General features: G+C 56.5%; 18 protein-coding genes and 1 pseudogene. 14 read left to right on the plus strand and 5 right to left on the minus strand.

The genetic code is table 11. The features are described 5' to 3' along the window. The first annotated feature begins 58 nt into the window (after nt 1–58). Both LOY22_RS10135 and LOY22_RS10140 read left to right on the plus strand, forming a co-directional pair. Nucleotides 59–1273 carry a serine hydrolase gene (locus LOY22_RS10135; protein ID WP_401291933.1) on the plus strand — a complete coding sequence of 405 codons (1215 nt, stop codon included), beginning with the start codon at nt 59–61 and terminating at the stop codon, nt 1271–1273. Nucleotides 1274–1303: 30 nt separating this feature from the next. Further along, on the plus strand, nt 1304–1837 hold the full coding sequence (locus LOY22_RS10140) for an OmpA family protein (RefSeq protein ID WP_052676571.1): 534 nt from the start codon (nt 1304–1306) through the stop codon (nt 1835–1837). A 13-nt stretch (nt 1838–1850) separates the two neighbouring features. Here LOY22_RS10140 and LOY22_RS10145 read toward each other — a convergent pair whose 3' ends face one another. Beyond that, on the minus strand, nt 1851–2414 hold the full coding sequence (locus tag LOY22_RS10145; protein WP_093384588.1) for a hypothetical protein: 564 nt from the start codon (nt 2412–2414) through the stop codon (nt 1851–1853). 213 nt (nt 2415–2627) lie between these two features. Between LOY22_RS10145 and LOY22_RS10150 the strand changes: the two genes are divergently transcribed. From LOY22_RS10150 to LOY22_RS10160, 3 genes are all read left to right on the plus strand, one after another. Beyond that, nucleotides 2628–3146, plus strand: a complete 519-nt coding sequence (locus tag LOY22_RS10150; protein ID WP_045201532.1) for a sigma-70 family RNA polymerase sigma factor — start codon at nt 2628–2630, stop codon at nt 3144–3146. 71 nt (nt 3147–3217) lie between these two features. Continuing rightward, nucleotides 3218–4168 carry a FecR family protein gene (locus LOY22_RS10155; RefSeq protein ID WP_213601785.1) on the plus strand — a complete coding sequence of 317 codons (951 nt, stop codon included), beginning with the start codon at nt 3218–3220 and terminating at the stop codon, nt 4166–4168. A 147-nt stretch (nt 4169–4315) separates the two neighbouring features. Beyond that, the gene (locus LOY22_RS10160) at nt 4316–6742 is read left to right on the plus strand and encodes a TonB-dependent receptor (protein WP_258597324.1); all 2427 of its coding nucleotides are present in this window, start codon (nt 4316–4318) and stop codon (nt 6740–6742) included. Nucleotides 6743–6777: 35 nt separating this feature from the next. Here LOY22_RS10160 and LOY22_RS10165 read toward each other — a convergent pair whose 3' ends face one another. Further along, nucleotides 6778–7020: a hypothetical protein gene (locus LOY22_RS10165; protein ID WP_258597326.1), complete on the minus strand. Its 243-nt coding sequence runs from the start codon at nt 7018–7020 to the stop codon at nt 6778–6780. 45 nt (nt 7021–7065) lie between these two features. On the opposite strand from LOY22_RS10165, the gene imm45 reads away from it, so the two are divergent. From imm45 to LOY22_RS10195, 6 genes are all read left to right on the plus strand, one after another. Next, nucleotides 7066–7398 (plus strand): Imm45 family immunity protein, encoded by a 333-nt coding sequence (imm45, locus tag LOY22_RS10170; RefSeq protein ID WP_093384579.1) that lies wholly within the window; start codon nt 7066–7068, stop codon nt 7396–7398. Between the two features lie 328 nt (nt 7399–7726). Further along, nucleotides 7727–8089, plus strand: coding sequence for a DUF6632 domain-containing protein (locus tag LOY22_RS10175; protein ID WP_258597797.1), 363 nt, complete (start codon nt 7727–7729; stop codon nt 8087–8089). 307 nt (nt 8090–8396) lie between these two features. Beyond that, a complete protein-coding gene (locus LOY22_RS10180) occupies nt 8397–8978 on the plus strand; it encodes a hypothetical protein (RefSeq protein WP_258597329.1) in 582 nt (193 codons plus the stop codon). A gap of 367 nt (nt 8979–9345) precedes the next feature. After that, the gene (locus LOY22_RS10185; protein ID WP_258597331.1) at nt 9346–9978 is read left to right on the plus strand and encodes a DUF2997 domain-containing protein; all 633 of its coding nucleotides are present in this window, start codon (nt 9346–9348) and stop codon (nt 9976–9978) included. Then, a complete protein-coding gene (locus LOY22_RS10190; protein WP_010225407.1) occupies nt 9979–10500 on the plus strand; it encodes a 4Fe-4S single cluster domain-containing protein in 522 nt (173 codons plus the stop codon). A 27-nt stretch (nt 10501–10527) separates the two neighbouring features. Continuing rightward, nucleotides 10528–12138, plus strand: a complete 1611-nt coding sequence (locus tag LOY22_RS10195) for an AAA family ATPase (protein WP_258597333.1) — start codon at nt 10528–10530, stop codon at nt 12136–12138. A 290-nt stretch (nt 12139–12428) separates the two neighbouring features. Here LOY22_RS10195 and LOY22_RS10200 read toward each other — a convergent pair whose 3' ends face one another. After that, entirely contained in the window at nt 12429–12806 is a 378-nt protein-coding gene (locus tag LOY22_RS10200; protein WP_093384565.1) for a DUF4440 domain-containing protein, read from the minus strand. Nucleotides 12807–12994: 188 nt separating this feature from the next. Between LOY22_RS10200 and LOY22_RS10205 the strand changes: the two genes are divergently transcribed. Further along, a complete protein-coding gene (locus LOY22_RS10205) occupies nt 12995–13435 on the plus strand; it encodes a hypothetical protein (protein WP_093384562.1) in 441 nt (146 codons plus the stop codon). 33 nt (nt 13436–13468) lie between these two features. Further along, nucleotides 13469–14602: pseudogene (locus LOY22_RS10210) on the plus strand (aminotransferase class V-fold PLP-dependent enzyme). A 33-nt stretch (nt 14603–14635) separates the two neighbouring features. Here LOY22_RS10210 and LOY22_RS10215 read toward each other — a convergent pair. Continuing rightward, nucleotides 14636–15814 carry a PLP-dependent aspartate aminotransferase family protein gene (locus LOY22_RS10215; RefSeq protein ID WP_258597336.1) on the minus strand — a complete coding sequence of 393 codons (1179 nt, stop codon included), beginning with the start codon at nt 15812–15814 and terminating at the stop codon, nt 14636–14638. Further along, a complete protein-coding gene (locus LOY22_RS10220) occupies nt 15811–17193 on the minus strand; it encodes a cystathionine beta-synthase (RefSeq protein ID WP_258597338.1) in 1383 nt (460 codons plus the stop codon). The genes LOY22_RS10215 and LOY22_RS10220 overlap by 4 nt, the downstream gene beginning before the upstream one ends. A gap of 278 nt (nt 17194–17471) precedes the next feature. On the opposite strand from LOY22_RS10220, the gene LOY22_RS10225 reads away from it, so the two are divergent. Continuing rightward, nucleotides 17472–17930, plus strand: coding sequence for a GNAT family N-acetyltransferase (locus LOY22_RS10225; protein WP_258597340.1), 459 nt, complete (start codon nt 17472–17474; stop codon nt 17928–17930). The last annotated feature ends 2 nt before the right edge of the window (nt 17931–17932 follow it).

Raw genomic sequence — 17932 nt, forward strand, 5'->3', positions numbered from 1 at the left:
ATACTTCATCAGCGTATTTGCAGTGGCTGATGAGTTGGGCAGTCGAGTTTGGGAGCGTATGAAAGGTTCAGCAGTAGTTAAGGGGTTGTTGTGTGTATTACTTGCACCGTGGTTAGTGGCCAGTGCGTCTTTTACGGTAAGTGCTGCAGACCTTGTCGCGGCACCGGGCGTCGCCGCCGAATCGTGGATGTTGATGGACTATGAAAGTGGCGAAGTCCTGGCCCAGGGCAATGCCGATGCGCGCATCGACCCTGCCAGCCTGGTGAAGATCATGAGCAGTTATGTGATCGGCGAGGCTCTGCAGTCCGGCGCACTCAGCGCCAGTGACCGGGTGACCATCGAGCACGATGCCTGGGCCGCAGGCAATCCGCACTTGCAGGGTTCTTCGTTGATGTTTCTCAAGCCCGGCGACCGGGTCTCGGTACAAGACCTCAATGCCGGGGTTGTGGTGCAGTCTGGCAATGACGCCTGCATTGCCCTGGCCACTTACATCGCCGGCAGCGAAAACGCCTTTATCGACCTGATGAATGAACAGGCCGGCAAACTTGGCCTGACCAATACCCAGTTCAAGACCGTCCATGGCCTGGCCGCCGAAGGGCAATACAGCAGTGCCCGCGACATGGCGATACTCAGCCGTGCGCTGATTGCCGAGTTGCCGGCGGAGTACGCCTTGTACAAACAAAAGGCCTTCGCCTTCAACAACGTTCAGCAATACAACCGCAACCGCCTGTTGTGGAGTACCAGCCTGGATGTCGACGGTTTAAAGACCGGCAACTCCAGCGCAGGCGGCTACAGCCTGGTCACCTCGGCGCAACGTGACGGGCGCCGCCTGATTGCCGTGGTGATGGGTGCCAAGTCCGATCGGCTGCGCTTTCAGGAGTCGGAAAAACTGCTCAAGTGGGGCTTTCGCGCATTCGAGACGGTGACGCCGATCCAGGCCGACGAGGTGTTCATGAGCAAGCGGGTGTGGTTTGGCCAGACCCGCAACGTCAAGCTCAATGCCGGCGCGCAAGCGACCATCAGCGTGCCCTACGGGCACTCGGCCGAGGTGCAGGCCAGCGCCATCGTCGACACCGCCGAACTTCACGCGCCGTTGCAGGCGGGGCAGGTGGTGGGGGTGGTCAACTTCCAGGTGGGCTCAAAACACGTCGCCAGCAAGCCGCTGGTGGTGATGGAAAGCGTGGAAGAGGGCGGCTGGTTCAGTCGGGCCTGGGACTACCTGTTGCTCAAGGTGTACCAATGGCTGGGCGTGTGCCTGTTGTGCGCGGGCTAGTTGCGATCCTGTAGACGAGAAGAGGGGCCTATGAACCGTTATCTGCGCTGCTTCCTGCCCGTGCTGTTGGTATTGACGGCGACAGGCTGCAGCAACCCTGCAAGCACCAGCGAACACTCGCTGTTCGTCTCGGCGGCCGAGGCCGATGCCAACAACCAGCGCGCCCTGCAAGCGCTGTCGGATGAGCCCGATGTGGCCGGCGGCCTGGTGGTGTATTTCGACACCGACAGCTCGGCGATCGAGCCGCCTTATCAGGCCAGGCTTGCCTATGTGGCCAACTACCTGGTGAGCCATCCCGAGGCCGAAGTCTTTGTCGAGGGCCATACCGATGACATCGGCTCGCCCGAGCAGAACTTCGTCCTGGCCCAGGCGCGTGCCGCGATGATTGCCTATTACCTGGTCAAGTACGGCGCCTTGTATGAACAGGTGAATGTTCACGCCTATGGCGAGCATTCACCGGTGCGCGAGGGCAGTGGCAAGGACGACTTGAAGCTCAACCGCCGGGGCGTGGTGGAGTGGGTCAGCCATGGGCACAGTTTGGGCTATGAGTTTGAGCAACAGTGAGCAGGGTTTGAGTTCAAAGCGCCTTCTTGTTTCTCACGCTCCAGGCCTCGAGGAAACCGTTGGTTGGAAAAACGACGGGGTGTTTATCCATCCTGACCTTCACCGGGACATCCTTGGCGAAGGCGTTGTAGATATAGTGCTGCGCGGCATCGGAGACCGGCAGGAAGATCGACACCTTGGTGCCTGGTTTTTCCTCGCGGCACTCATGCAGCACCTTGATCGGCTGATCGTTGACTTCAATAAAGCCCTCATTGGTCTGCAGCTTCCCGCAGTCGACAAACTGCGTGAAGATCATTTTTGCGCCCTGTTCCGTGGCATTGATGACGGCGTTGTAAACGACAACGCCGTCCTTGAAACCCTCCGAGTTGCTCAGCGCAATCGCACTGTACGGCGCGTCCTTGCTGAACTCGTTGAACAAGGCGTAGCGGTACTTATCGGTGCCGATGGTTTTCGCCAGCTTGCGGCCTTCATCGGTTTGCATGTCAATGACGAAGTGCCCAGCGACAGCCTGGGAGGAAACTGCCGCCAGCAGCAGAATGCCAGGCAGGCAGAGGATTTTTTTTGCGCGTGAGATCATGGAGCAGTTCCTTGCTTCGACTGACAGCCATGATATCAAATTGACGCCATTGCCTTAAGGCTGGGTTTGACTGTCGGCTTTAATCACCAACGTGTCTGCGCGGAACTCCGCTGCAAAACGGGCCGCTGCTCTTAATCCATTTAATAATGCTTCTCAGTTAATGTAGTATTCGCCGCTCTCCGGCGGGGCCGGTTCACCGAAATAGGGCTGAGCATGTCACGCATTGGCACCTCTGATCTGCTAACCAACTTTCATGAGCACTACGCAGAACTGTTGGCGTTCCTGGCTCGGCGGTTGGGTAACGTTGAGCAAGCTGCCGATGTGGCCCAGGATACCTATCTGCGTTTGGTTAACCTGCCGGCGGGCGAACCGATACAGGAGCCTCGCGCGTTTCTGTTCCGCATAGCTGGCAACCTGGCCATTGATCGTATGCGTCGGGAGGGGCGACTCAATGCTTTGCATGCCGATGAATCACAGGCCCTGGAGGTATGCGATCCACGCCCTTCACCAGAGACTGCTCTGATCACAGATGAGGCTTTGGCACAGCTCGATATCGCCATGGACAAGTTGCCAACCAACGCAAGGTTGGCGCTACTGCTCAACCGTCTCGAGGGGCTGACCCATGCGCAGATCGCCATAAGACTCGGCGTTTCCGAAAGCACCGTGGGGAAGTACATTGTTCAAGCTGTACGTCATTGTCGCGACTCGCTGAGCCGGACGCAGTGGAGATGAACCGCTTGCCTTATACGAACGTGCCCCCCCAGACTCTGACGCCTCTTCACACTTCCAAGCTTGAAGAACCCATGACCGACAGTGTTGATCCTTCCGATCTGGAAGACCAGGCCATCGAGATGCTGGTGCATCTGCACTCAGGTCGGGCTACTACAGCCGATCACCTGGCCTATGACAACTGGTGCCAGCGCTCTGCGTTCCATGCTCACGCCGCAAGCAGGGCCGAGGCATTGTGGGGCGCGTTCCCCCTCACACAAAAAGCCCGACAATTCGTTGCTCCGCCCCCCGAGAAGCGTCGTAAACCTGCACGCGCCTTATGGGCAGCCGGCATGGCTGCTTGTGTTGCAATAGTGGTGTTCAGTGCAGCGCTGCAACGCCCCTGGTCAGCGCTCTATGCCGATCATGTGACAGACCCTGGCGAGCGACGGGAATTGCGCCTTGAAGACGGCAGTCGGCTGTGGATGAATGGTGACACCGTGCTGTCGGTGAATTACAGCCATAACCAACGTGGCATCACGCTGTATCAAGGGGAAGCACTCTTCGAAGTTGCCAAGGATTCATCACGGCCTTTCATTGTTCACGCCGCTCAAGGTGATGTACAGGCGATCGGCACACGTTTCGATGTGGATCAGCGCGGCGACACGGTCACCGTCCAGGTGAGCGAAGGGATAGTCCAGCTCAGTTCGGGCGGGGAGACCCTGCGTCTGCCCGCAGGGCAATCCACGGCCTATCGCCAGGGTCTGGCGCCGCAGATGGCGGTGGAAGTCGATGTGCAGGATGTCGCCACCTGGCAGCGAGGCAAATTGATTTTCAATGCGCGGCCGCTGGGTGAGGTGCTCGCCGAACTCGACCGGTACATCCCAGGCGTCCTCTACCTGACGGATGAAACGCTGGCGGCACGGCGTATCAGCGGCACATTCGAAGTGGATGATCCACACGCTGCGCTTAATGCGCTTGAGCAGACGCAGCCACTTCGCATCACTCGGTTGCCGTTACTCACGCTGGTGCGGCCCAAGCGCTGATACAGGGCCAGCATCCCTTCCCGGAGAGCACCTTGCAAAAAAATGAAAATTCTTTGGCAAGGTTCTCCACGTCGTTTCGTCGTAGATACGAAGCGCGAATCATTCACATTAAAGTCGCGCAGCCAACTCTAGGGAAAGGTTGCTTTCATGTTTCATGTCTCCTTACGTACCCGTGCGCATTCGTTGCGCCAGGCAATGGCACTGGCTGCCTTGCTCGGACTGCTGGCACCGGTCGATGTTCATGCCAGGGGCTCCGAAGCCTTCGCTGTCACTCAGCTCTTCAATATCGCTGCCCAGCCACTGGACAGCGCACTAACCCGATTCGCCGATCAAGCCGGCCTGCGCATCATTTTCAATTCCGACGAGGTAAGTGGAATGAACAGCGCTGGGTTGAGCGGGCCCTACAAGGTCAATGAGGCGCTCGATCATCTGCTCAGCGGCAGTGGTTTCGGTTATGCGTTCGTCAATGACAAGACGCTGACCTTGCGCAAGCTATCGACTGATTCGGCAGTGCTGGAGCTGGGCGCTACCGATGTGAATGCACTCAGGCTGGCTTCGACAACTGAGGGGACCGGCGCCTACACCACTGGCCTTACCAACACGGCGACAAGGTTGGGGCTTTCGCCGCGTGAAACGCCTCAGTCCATCAGTGTGGTCACTCGGCAACAGATGGATGACCAGAACATGCAGTCGTTGGAAGACGTTGCAAGGGCAGCGACAGGCATCAGCACGGTTAAAGGGTTCGGCACAGAGCGTCCGCTTTACTACTCGCGAGGGTTCCAGGTCGACGACCTGCAGTTCGATGGCCTGCCGAGCAGCGTCACGGAAAGTTTCTCGATGGACGTCATGTCAGTGAACAACATGGCCATGTATGACCGGGTGGAAATTGTCCGAGGTGCGACAGGCCTGATGCAAGGGGCAGGTAACCCGTCTGCGGCGATAAATATGGTGCGCAAGCGACCGACGCGTGAATACCAACTCAAGGCGGAGCTCGGTGCTGGCTCGTGGGACAACTACCGCACGCAACTCGATGTTGGCGGCCCCCTGAACGCAGAGGGCACCCTGCGTGGCCGTACGGTCCTGATGTACAACAGTCGAAATAGCTACCAGGACTACGCTGACAAGGACAATCAGCTGTTCTACGCCATTGGCGAAGCCGACTTGAGTGAGTCGACCACGATCGCGGTGGGGGCATCTTTCCAGCAGGACAATAACGGCGGCTACGACTGGGGTGGTTTGCCCACCCACCTGGATGGCAGTTCTTACAACTTCTCGCGTTCGAAGTCGTTCGCCGGTAAGTGGGCCCACCTGGACAAGATCAACCGCAACGTTTTTGCCGATATCAAGCACAGCTTCAATGAGGACTGGAACCTCACCGTCGCCACCAATCTGATCTGGTCCAATGCAGATTTTCTCGCTCAGGTTGGGTATCACAGCAAAGACTCCGATTCGACGATGCAGTACTGGCCGAACAGCGCTCGTTACGATGACGAACAGATCAATCTCGACGCGGCGCTCAACGGCGCATTCACCCTGCTGGGGGGCAAGCATGAGGTGGTGATAGGGACCAACATGAGGCGCGACAGGCTGCAGTACGTGACAGGCTCATCAAGCGTGAACCCTATCGTCGACATTCTGGACTTCGACACCTCGCAGTTCCCTGAACCGCACATAGTCGGCAGCCTGACGCCCAGCCGACATGTGCGTAAGGACAAGGGCATATATGCCGCCACCCGCCTCAATCCGCTCGATGATCTGCACGTCATTCTCGGCAGCCGTTTGAGCTGGGTCGATTACGACACCCAAGGCCCATGGGAGACGGACCGCTTCAAGGAAAATCGCAAGGTCATCCCTTACGGCGGCATCGTCTACGACGTCAATGACAACACCTCGGTGTACGCCAGCTATACCGAGATCTATAAGATGCAGGGCAACTACAGCGTCGACAACACATTGCTGGAACCCACGACGGGCAGTAACTACGAAGTCGGCGTGAAAAACGAGCTGTTCGATGGCAGGTTGAATACCGCCCTGGCGCTCTTCCAGGTGGATCAGTCAGGCCTTGCGCAGGTCGTTCCCGATGCTGGACGTGTCTGCGGGCCAACGCGTGATTCGCGGTGCTACACCGAGGGTGCGAAAGTGCGAAACCGCGGGTTCGAGGCAGAGGTTTCAGGCGAGTTGATGCCCGGCTGGAATGCCTTGATGGGCTACACCTACAGTCATCCAAAATACGTCGCTGGTACCAAAAAGGGTGACGCTTATGGCACAGAAAATTCGCCACAGCGACTGTTCAAGGCCGCCACCACCTATCAGCTGCCGGGAAAGTTGGATCAATGGCGAGTGGGGACCAGCGTCTACCATCAGAGCAAGCTGTACCTGAACGATATTTCGCAGAGTGCCTACAACCTTGTCGACCTGAACGCCAACTTGCGAATCGACCAGAACCTGAGCGTTCAATTGAACCTCAACAATGTTTTCGACGAGAAGTACTACACCGCGATTTTTAGTCAAGACACCGGAAACTATTACGGCGAACCCCGCAACGTTGCCATCACCCTACGCTACGAGAATTAGTTGCGAGCCGGAGGTTTCAGAGGGCTTTGTGTGTATCACATCGGCTGCCACTTCAACGGCCTGGTCTTGCGATGAAGGGCGCCTTGCCGCCCACGATCGCGAGCACCGGTCAATAAACCGATTTTCAAGCGGCTGTAGCAGCCGCTTGGAAGAAAGTCACGCTCAGTCGCAACGGATTGCTGTGCTTCGTCAGGGGCGGCTTTTTGCCGATTACTGCCCGTTGCCACCGTCCGCTTTGGGCCGCCCAGCAGGAATTTGAGCCACCAGTTGTCGTACACTGCCCAACGCCTTGGGCTACCTGAACATAAGGAACAGTGAATTTCATGACAACGCTTCTTGAATGCTCAAATGAGGTTTTCAGTCGCGGAACCATATTCAGAGCCAGGGGCTCATACCCGTATGAAGAGGTTGTGGATTTCATGGTTTTCGAAACACTGGACGAGGATCGTCGCTTTGGGCTGATGGTTACCACTGGGTACAAAGCCGGCCTACCGCTGGTTTGGCTGCCTGGGGAAAGCAATGGAGGATGCCTGGGCCTCAGTAGGGATTGGGTTTTGGCCAACTGGGGCAAGTGGATCTATCCGGACTGTGAAATCTCGCAGGTCCTTGTTATTGATGGCTATAAACCTGGCTCGCACGCGGAGTTGTTTGAGTAACCCTCCGAGCCGCCGAGCGGTTGGTGTCGCACCAGTCATGCTTGACTGCAACCGAAGTACGTACAGAGGTGTCAGGGCAACTGCTGCACCAGGTCGTGGGCGACACCAGTGCCAGGCCTGCTGCTGAGCGCTGTGGGTCGGCAGCTGCCGGTCGCAGAGTGACCGCTATCGACCCAAAGCTGTCCTTGGCAGAGAGCACCTAACGGCCAGAAACAGCCGCTGGACGGAGCGAAAGCAAATGAGTAGCTATGCTTGGTCTAAAGCCGGAACTGACTGAGCAAATTGGGCTTTCCGTCCAGGTGTATAAGCCCCTTCAGAGGAGACCGCCATAACCGTCGTCGATCGCCTCAGGTATTTGCGCGTCGTTCTAGTTTTGGCTGGCCTCGCGTGCCTTGCTCTCTACCCACTTATGTTGTTCTGGTCGTCTGGCTGGGCTTGGCACGTCGGTCACTCGGACTACCCGATGATGATCGTTGGCATCTACGCCACACTTGGCGTGTTCTTGATCCTGGCCGCACGTTATCCATTAGCCAATCTGAACCTAATCTGGTTCACTGTGTGGTCTAGCGCCGTACACGGAGGAATCATGGCTGGCGACGTGCCGGCGCTCTTCATCGTGGCGGTTGCCTTGGCCATCTTGACGCCCCGCTCGCAATTCGCCGCTCGGCCCCGGACACACAATGGGGACTAAGAGCAGGTTTGACTGTCAGGATAGAAACTAAAATCGCGTTTCTACGCAATTTTTTGCTCTGGTGATCAACCAACGCTGACAGATTTTACGTAGCCACGCAGCCCTCAAGAATGTGTCCGCGTTTTTTCACCGCCTGGGACTTTTTCTGCCTGGCTACTTCAGACGAACCTTGGCGCGTGATAAACCAAAAATCGTCATGTAGCATAGACCAATGAGTAGTTCTACAGTCATCCCCTCACTACGCGCTTCTGCACCAACTCTAGAAGGTTTGTGAATGATAAAGACTATCCCGATGTGGAAAATGGTAATGGCCACCGAAGGTAAGATAACGGCACTTGTAGTACTGGCATTCGTACCTGTTTTCATCGTTGGCGGTGCGTGGATGTTTCTTGAAGGGTTGCAAAATGGGCAAAATCGCCAGGCTGCAACGGGGTTTTGTTGTGTGGTTTTTTTTGGTGCGTGCGCCCTGCTCTTTGCACCTTCAAAAAAATATATTCCCGGCAAAACATTTCAGGCTTATAGAAATAAAAAACTCAGCTCGCAGACGGCCATTAATTACGGTTACGGAATCATTGTTTTTATTTCCGCAGTTTGTGTGGCCTTTGAACCGAAAGACGCACTAAGCGCAATAGGCTATGGAGCATCAGGCATCGTTAGCCTTTATGCTCTATCAAAAAGCTTAAAATTTCACGCCGATATCGATTTTTCGACAAATGAATATTTGGCAACCGAACTGGGATTTCCTGTCGGGGAGAAAATTCAGGTCAGCTATCAGAATTTTGATGCTAATGACGTTGATGTTGGTAGCAATGCTTTTGCAGCATCAGCGACAAAATTAATTGTAGCGTCGTTTGATGGGCATCTTTGGGAAAGCTGTCACGGGATCTGAATCAGATCTCGCACATTGGCATCATTGGCGATAAAAATCAAAATTACTTCGTCAAATTGCAGTTCAATGATGGAACCGATGCGTTGTTGCGAATTGGACTCTATGCAAAGCTCACATCAAGTCCCATCCTGGTAATAAGAAGGTTGTTGGAAACGATTGATGCAAGTCTCCTGAGTGGTAGTGGTGCATCACAGGCAACCCAAAGACGTCGGGTAGTTGTCAACTCTGGAACTCCAACCGAGCGTTCGAAAAACGTTGCGCCTGCATCCATGGCGCCTGTGCGCAACATTGAGGTTGTCCCTGGCGTATTAAATGCTACCCAGGACGCAGAAGAAGTTGCTCCCGGTCGCAAGCTGGAGCTTTAACAATGTCTCATTGCACAAAGTTTGAATTTTCTTATGTTAATGAAGAAGCCATTGCCAAAGCCTTCGGTAAGTTGGACCTTAGCCCAACGACTGGTCTGGTCTCCATATTTGCCAGCGACTTCAGTAAAAAGGTGTTGAGCAAAATAGGCTATATGGGCAAGCAGCAATTTAGAGCTATTTGTGGCCAAACGGCTGATAAAATCAATCTATTTGTTTGCCAAATTGAGGAGGGCTCCTACAAGCTCCTCATCGAACGAGAAACCATTTCGGTCGGCGATGAAGCAATAATGGCTGATTTGGCTTTTAACTTTCAGAAAGCGTACATCAGCGTAGCCATCGATGAAACTATTAAGCGCATAGACGCATCAGGTGTTCCTGCAAGAGTCAAAGAAACTTCTCAAGGGTTCGAGATTGAATTCGGACCTAACTACGAATACGGCATTCACGTCACCTTTACGGGCGATGAAATTACGGAGGAAGTGCGCGGTGTGAAAGGCGACATTTGCACAAAGCTTACTGAAGAGCTTGAGTCTCTACTCTCTAGTCCTACTGCGGAACTTGTGACTGAATGGAAGCCGGAATATACCGTAGTCCATGAAGAGCAAACCCTTCAAATTCTCAGCGCGAACTTCTAAATGGACATCAATGTACACCATATGGCGTTGAGCAGCGTTAACGGCCCCGGGTTGCGCTTGACATTATGGGTGCAGGGTTGTGCGCTGAATTGTAAGGGGTGCTTCAATCAGAGCACCCACGCTCGCGAAGCGAGTACGCTGATATCTATTGATGAATTGGCACAGAAGATAAATGCACTGGACATCGCTGGAGTTACCCTCTCTGGGGGGGAGCCGCTCGACCAGGCGCCAGCCTTGGAGCAATTAATAAATGCAGTCAATGGCGAGAAAAACTGGATACTTTACACAGGCTATACGCCAAAAGAGATATTCCAGAACGAAGCCATGATTCGTGTTGTTAAAGCCGTAGACTTGACGCTGGCGGGTCGGTATCGGCATAACGCGAGCCATCCCTATCAGCACAAACAGATTATCAAAACCAGCGACAGAGTCGACATTGACTTTTTCCGCACTAGAAGAGTTGTCGAGTTTGTAGTTTCAAATTCTGGCATTACTAAAACCGGTCTTCCGATGAGTGTATAACTCAGTTCAAGCGCAGGGATAACAAGCATGAACCGTACCAAGCAGATAACAGATTACCTCAAAGCGCGCTATGCTATTTTGGTTATTGAAACGTTCGAGGAAGAGCGTGCGCTCAATGAAATTTCTGAAATCGCCAAGACACTTAGCCATCGTTTTTTTGTTTGGAACTCGACGCTGGGTGTCCAGATAAATGGCGTCGTGGCCGGGGATAAAACCTTTGATTTGAAAGTAGCCTTGGACTTTTGCGAAGAAAAGGCGAAGGATGAAGGCAGCAAAAATATATTTGTTTTTTGTGATGCTCATAACTACCTTACCTCAAGTTCAAATCCCGTCTATCGTCGTCGACTTCGAGATTTAGCCATAAATATCCGTTCACGTGGCTATCGAAGCAATTGCATTATCGTGGCGCCCAGCTTTGAAATTGCCAATGATCTTCAAAAGGAAATCACGCTGATTGATTTTCCTTTGCCATCAAGAGATGAAGTTAAGGATCAGATAAATAATTTTGTTAATTCATGGCAAGGCAACAGTAGCGTCAAGATTGATCTTTCCAGCGAAACCAAAGATAAACTAATTGATGCCGCTTTGGGTCTCACGGGATTAGAGATTGACAACAGCTTGTCTCGTTCATTGGTATCCAGCCTGAGTGTAAATGAAAATACCGTAAAAGACCTTCTTTCCGAAAAAAGACAAATTATACGGAAAACAGGTATTTTGGAATATATCGACTCAACGTTAAATCTTGAGGATGTTGGTGGGCTGGCAACGCTTAAGAAGTGGCTTAATTTGCGTAGCCAGTGTTTTGGGCAGATGGCTCAGGAGTTCGGTGTCGGAACCCCGAAGGGTTTGCTCTTAACTGGAGTTCCTGGTTGCGGTAAGTCGCTAACGGCGAAATGTGTATCGTCGTCATGGAACATGCCATTATTGCGTTTGGACATGGGAAAAATTTTCCAAGGGGTGGTTGGCTCTTCAGAATCCAATATTCGTTCCGCCCTACGTACGGCCGAAGCTATTTCGCCCTGCATCCTATGGATCGATGAAATTGAAAAAGGACTTTCCGGCTCTTCCGGAGGCGCATCTGATGGTGGCACGGCCTCACGCGTATTCGGCACATTGTTGACTTGGATGCAAGAAAAAACGGCGCCTGTTTTTGTGTTTGCTACCGCAAACAACATCAACAGCTTACCTCCGGAGTTGTTGAGAAAGGGGCGATTCGACGAAATATTTTTCGTTGACTTCCCGTCGACATTAGAAAGAAAGAAGATTCTTGAAATACACCTCAAGAAGTTGAAACGTGACCCAGAAAAATTTGATTTGGATCGATTGGCTGCTCTAGGAGGTGAGCCGAATTTTGGTAAAAATATTGTGCTCTCTGGTGCCGAAATCGAAGCGTGGGTTGGGGACTCGCTGATTGAAGCGTTCTCACGGCGGATGAATGGCTCCGGTGATGTAAGCGACCTGACTATGGCTGATTTTGAAACTACCATTTCGCGTTTAGTACCAATGAGCAAAATGCGTAAAGACGAGTTTACAAAACTACGTGACTGGGCAAATCAAAATGCAATTAGCGCATCGGCTATGGTTGCCGGTCAGAATGATACGGAAACTCAAATCGGCGGCAGGCAAATTGATTTTTAATCTGCGGCGATTTTTCGGTGGGTAAGGCTTTTCAGCAGAACCGAGTGCGCCCAGGGAAGAAAGGATGACTTTCGTGGCCAACATTTCTTCCCTCGGAACAGAATTCCGAACCGCTAGATTTGGATATCGGTGAGGGGATAGCTGTTGGCTCAAAGCGTGCACGCGCGAACGGTTGCTTCTGGTCGTTTCCTGCCCTCGCCAAAGGCTGCTTTGGGTCGAAAGCTGCCATTCGTGAACGGCCGCTATCGACCCAAAGCGGCCACTCACCCAAGCATGGCACCAATAGCTGATCAAATTTCTGCTGCCCTTGTCGTACCCTGGTGGAATGCCATCTGCCAATCGACTCCCAGCCGGCGCCAGATGGAGCTTCTCAAAGAATCACGGGTGCCGCTCGGGCTATCGACAGTGCACCGATAGGTGGCCAGCACCACCTTTTCGGAGAGGATACGAATCTGAAAATCGGTGATCTGACGCTGGACAAAATCCTGCACCAGCAAAGCGTCGATGGTTTGTGACCGGTTCCAGGCGATACCCTCCGCGCCAAACTCGACGAAGTCCTGAGCCAGCAGGCGGGTCAGCATGTCGCGATCAAGGCGTGTCTTGCGTTCAAGCAGGCTCGCCTCCAGTGCGTGAATAACAGGCTCCAGACATGCCTTCGAAATTTTCATGTAATTGACCTCCGTCTGCGATTCACCATGCCTGCGCGCCACGGCGTGGCGGTAGCGACAGCCTGACTTCGACCGTCGCTATACATAGCCAAACCCCGCAGCGGACCAGGTCAATGGAGCGCATCATCTGGTATCGGTTAGAATCCGCAGCTTATTTCAACAATGCTTGCTACACATAAGGAAGTTCCATGACAAGGATGGCTGCTGTTTTCACTTTACTGAGTTGCATGGCGTCGGCCTCGGCATTGGCGGCGTCTGATTGTCCGTTTCCGCAGGGGATGCAGGCATCCATCGGTGCGTCGAAGGAAGTCATTGCGGCCCGGCAAGCGGGCGTCGCCAAGGATGATTTACTCACCAGGATTTCTCCCGCGGCCGACGGGCAGATGTCCAAGATGCTAAAGAGTATCGTCGACGAGGTTTACGATTATCCGGCACTGCTGCCCGAGGTGTATGCCGCCTTCCGGTTCGAGCACTGCTTTGTTTCGCAGCAGCACGCTGAACAAGTGGCGGCCATGAAGTTTGCCGATGCCTATCCGCTGCTGAAGAAATGCGAACAGATCGACCCGCAAGGGGCTCGACCGCCTTGTGCAATGCGGGTAGTGCATACGTTGACCGGCATTCCCGAGTAATACCACTGATATCTCTGCCAAAGGAGTCACTCCATGTCAAAGCTATATCCCAGTATTGATCCTGAGGGGCTGGTCGAGTACTCGGTGGTCTACACCGACCGCTCGCTCAACCACATGTCGCAGTCATTTCAAGGCGTGATGAACAACATTTCCACGACCCTTAAACAGGTCTACAACGCCCAGGCTGTTGCGGTGGTCCCGGGCAGCGGCACGTTCGGCATGGAAGCGGTTGCGCGACAGTTTGCCAGCGCCCAGCAATGCCTGGTGATACGCAACGGCTGGTTCAGTTTTCGCTGGAGCCAGATCCTTGAGATGGGCAATATCCCGGCGGCCACCACGGTGCTCAAAGCCCGGCCGCTCGACGCGGGCCGCCAGGCGGCCTACGCGCCACCCCCTCTGGACGAAGTGCTGGCAGCCATTGCGACGCACAAGCCACAGGTTGTCTTCGCCCCTCACGTTGAAACCTCCTCAGGGATTATCCTGCCCGATGATTACCTGCGAGCCGTTGGTGATGCCGTGCATGCGGTGGGTGGCCTGTTCGTGCTGGACTGCATCGCCTCAGGCACGATTTGGGTGGATATGCACAAATGCGCAGTCGACCTGCTGATCAGCGCACCGCAAAAAGGCTGGAGCGCTTCCCCTTGCTGCGCCCTGGTGATGTTCAGCGCTTTGGCCCTCGAGCGCATCGAGCAGACGCAAAGCAGCAGCTTTGCCTGCGACCTGAAAAAGTGGCTGCAGATCATGCAGGCTTATGAGCAGGGCGGACATGCCTACCATGCGACCATGCCCAGCGATTCCCTCGCGCGATTCAACGAGGTGATGAAAGAGATGCAAGCCTAGGGGTTCGACAAGCTGCGCGGCGAGCAACAGGCTCTGGGCGATCGGGTGCGCGCAATGTTGACCGGCAAAGGCATCAAAAGCGTGGCCGCCGCCGGCTTTCAGGCCCCTGGCGTGGTGGTGAGCTACACCGATGATGGCGATATCAAGAACGGCAAGAAATTTGCCGTCCAGGGCCTGCAGATCGCTGCCGGCGTGCCGCTGCAATGCGACGAGCCGGCCGACTTCCAGACCTTCCGCATCGGTCTGTTCGGGCTCGAAAAGCTGCACAATATCGAGCGCACGGTCAGCACCCTCGAGCAGGCACTGGACGAGGTGATGGTGAACTAAGCCCGCTCACCCAGCCACCAGCACCCCGACCGCTCAAACCCGCGCCAGCGCCTGGGCCAGGTCAGCGCGCAGGTCGTCGACATCCTCGACCCCCACCGACAAGCGCACCAGGGCATCGCCGATGCCCAGTTGCGCGCGGTTCTCTGCCGGAATGCTGGCGTGGGTCATGATCGCCGGGTGTTCGATCAGGCTTTCGACCCCGCCCAGGCTCTCGGCCAGGGCGAAGATCTGCACCGCTTCAAGAAAGCGCTTGGCGCCGGCCAGGTCGCTGTTCAGGTCAAGGGAGATCATCCCGCCAAAACCACGCATCTGCTGGCGCGCCAGCGCGTGCTGCGGGTGCGAGGCCAGGCCCGGGTAGTAAACCCGCGCCACCTGCGGCTGACGCTCCAGCCATTGCGCAAGCTCCAGGGCATTGCTGCAGTGGCGCTCCATGCGTAGCGCCAGGGTCTTCACCCCGCGCAGGGTGAGGAAGGCGTCGAACGGCCCGGCAATGGCGCCCACCGAGTTCTGCAAAAAGCCCAGGCGCTCGGCCAGCTGCGGGTTGTTGCCGACCACGGCGATGCCGCCGATCACGTCGGAGTGGCCGTTGAGGTACTTGGTGGTCGAGTGCAGGACGATATCGAAGCCCAGCTCCAGCGGGCGCTGCACCCACGGGCTGGCGAAGGTGTTGTCGGCCACGCAGATGATGCCGCGCTGGCGGCAGATGCGCGCGACCGCGGCAAGGTCGGTCAGGCGCAGCAAGGGGTTGCTCGGGGTCTCGACCCAGACCATCCGCGTGTCGGCCTCAAGCGCCGCTTCGAATGCCGAAAGGTCGGCCAGGTCGACGAAGCTGAAGCGGTGCCCGGCGCTGCGCCGGCGCACCCGCTCGAACAGGCGGAAAGTACCGCCGTACAGGTCATTGCCCGAGACCACGTGGGCGCCGGCATCGAGCAGCTCGAGCACGTTGGCGATCGCCGCCAGCCCGGAGGCGAAGGCGAACGCCTGAGTGCCGCCCTCAAGGTCCGCCACGCAGCGCTCCAGGGCCCAGCGCGTGGGGTTGTGCGAGCGGCCGTAGTCCAGGCCCTTGTGCACCCCGGGGCTCTCCTGCAAGTAAGTGGAGTTGGCGTAGATCGGCGGCATCAATGCCCCGGTGGACGGGTCTGGGGCCTGCCCGGCATGGATCACGCGGGTGGCGAAGGCGCGTGGCGCGCCGCTTTCATCGTGCTGGCTCATGGTAAGGACCTGCGTAGGTGATTGAGCAAATCGACACGGGTAATCACGCCGTAAAAGCCGGCAGCGTCTTCAATGATCGCCACCAGCCCACGGTCGAGCTCGGCCTGCAGCTGCGCCAGGCTGGCGCTGGGGGCCAGGGTTTCCAGCTTGAGCTTGGCGGTCATCGCGCTGGCCACGCTCAAGTGAAAGTGCGAAGCGTCCTGGTGCACGCCGAGCAGGATGTCGGACTCATCGATCACCCCGACCAGCTTCTGGCCGTTGACCAGCACCGGCAGTTGCGAGACATCGGCCAGGCGCATGCGCTGGAAGGCGGTGAGCAGGGTGTCGTCGGGGCCGACGCTGATCACCCGGCCATCCTCGAAACGCCGCGCGATCAGGTCGCGCAAGTCGCCATAGTGTTTGCGCGCCAGCAGGCCCTGGTCGGTCATCCACTGGTCGTTGTAGACCTTGGACAGGTAGCGGGTGCCGGTGTCGCAAACAAAACTGACCACCCGCTTCGGTTCGGTTTGCTCGCGGCAGTAGCGCAGCGCTGCCGCCAGCAAGGTGCCGGTCGACGAGCCGCCGAGAATGCCTTCGGCGCGCAGCAGTTGGCGGGCGTGATCGAAGCTTTCTTCATCGCTGATGGAGTAGGCCTGGCGCACGCTGGAAAGGTCGGCAATTGACGGGATGAAGTCCTCGCCGATGCCCTCGACCGCCCAGGAACCGGGAGTGCCGAGGGTGGCGCTGCGGCTGTATTCGGCGACCACCGAACCGACCGGGTCGGCCAGTACCATCGCCAGGTTCGGCTGCAGGCGGCGAAAGAAGCGGGTCAGCCCGGTCAGGGTGCCGGCCGAGCCAACGCCGACGACGATGGCATCGACATCATGCTGGGTTTGCGCCCAGATCTCCGGCGCGGTGCTGCACTCATGGGCCAGCGGGTTGGCCGGGTTGTTGAACTGGTCGGCGAAGAACGCATCGGGAATTTCCTGCGCCAGCCGCGCGGCGACATCCTGGTAATAGTCGGGATGGCCCTTGCCGACGTCGGAGCGGGTGATGTGCACCTCGGCGCCCATGGCCTTGAGGTGCAGGACCTTCTCGGTAGACATCTTGTCGGGCACCACCAACACCACCCGGTAGCCCTTGGCGCGGCCGACCAGGGCCAGGCCCAGGCCGGTGTTGCCGGCGGTGGCCTCGACGATGGTGCCGCCGGGGCGCAGGCGGCCATCGCGCTCGGCGGCGTCGATCATCGCCAGGCCGATGCGGTCTTTGATCGAGCCGCCGGGGTTCTGTGATTCGAGCTTGAGAAACAGCGTGCACAGGCCGGTATCGAAGCGGCTGACACGCACCAGCGGCGTATTGCCGATCAGTTCGAGCACGGCCGGGCGGGAGTCGTTCGCCATGGGGTCACCTCGCAGCGCAGGTAAAGCCTCGCATGGAACATAGGCCCGGATGGCAACCGCCGCAACCGTGTGCAGCCAGCCGGTACATCAGCCGGTGCCCGGATGGCGAGCGCTTAGCGCTCGATCGCGGGTCTAGCCCGCTCCCACAGGCTCAAAGCAGGCTTGGCAGCACTTCTTGGTGGCAAGTGGTCTGCTTGGCAAGGAAAAACTGGATGGTTTAACCAAGCCATTGTCGCGCTATAAATCGCTGCAGTTTCTACCGTCACTAAGGATTGACCATGACCGCAGCACATCCCGTTGTATCGATTCGCCCCGTCACGCAACACGACTTCAAGCAATGGTGCGCGCACTGGGCCCAGTATCAGGCGTTCTACAAGGTCGACATCGGCATGCCGACCACCCAGACCACCTGGGCGCGCTTCTTCGACAGCCGCGAACCCGTGCATTGCGCGGTGGCCGCTGACGGCGAACAGGTCCACGGCTTCGTTCATTTCGTCTTCCATCGCTCGACCTGGGGCCGTAACGACTTCTGCTACCTTGAAGACCTGTACGTCTGCCCCAGCGTGCGCGGCCAGCTGCTCGGCAAGCAGCTGATCGAGTACGTGCAGGGGCAAGCGCGGGAGCACCACTGCGACCGGCTGTACTGGCACACCCAGCAATCCAATCACACTGCCCAACGGCTCTATGACTGGATTGCCGAAAAACCCGGGGTTATCGAGTACCGAATGGCGTTGTAAGC

This window comes from Pseudomonas sp. B21-035 (assembly GCF_024748945.1).
In the GTDB taxonomy this organism is placed as follows: Bacteria; Pseudomonadota; Gammaproteobacteria; order Pseudomonadales; family Pseudomonadaceae; genus Aquipseudomonas.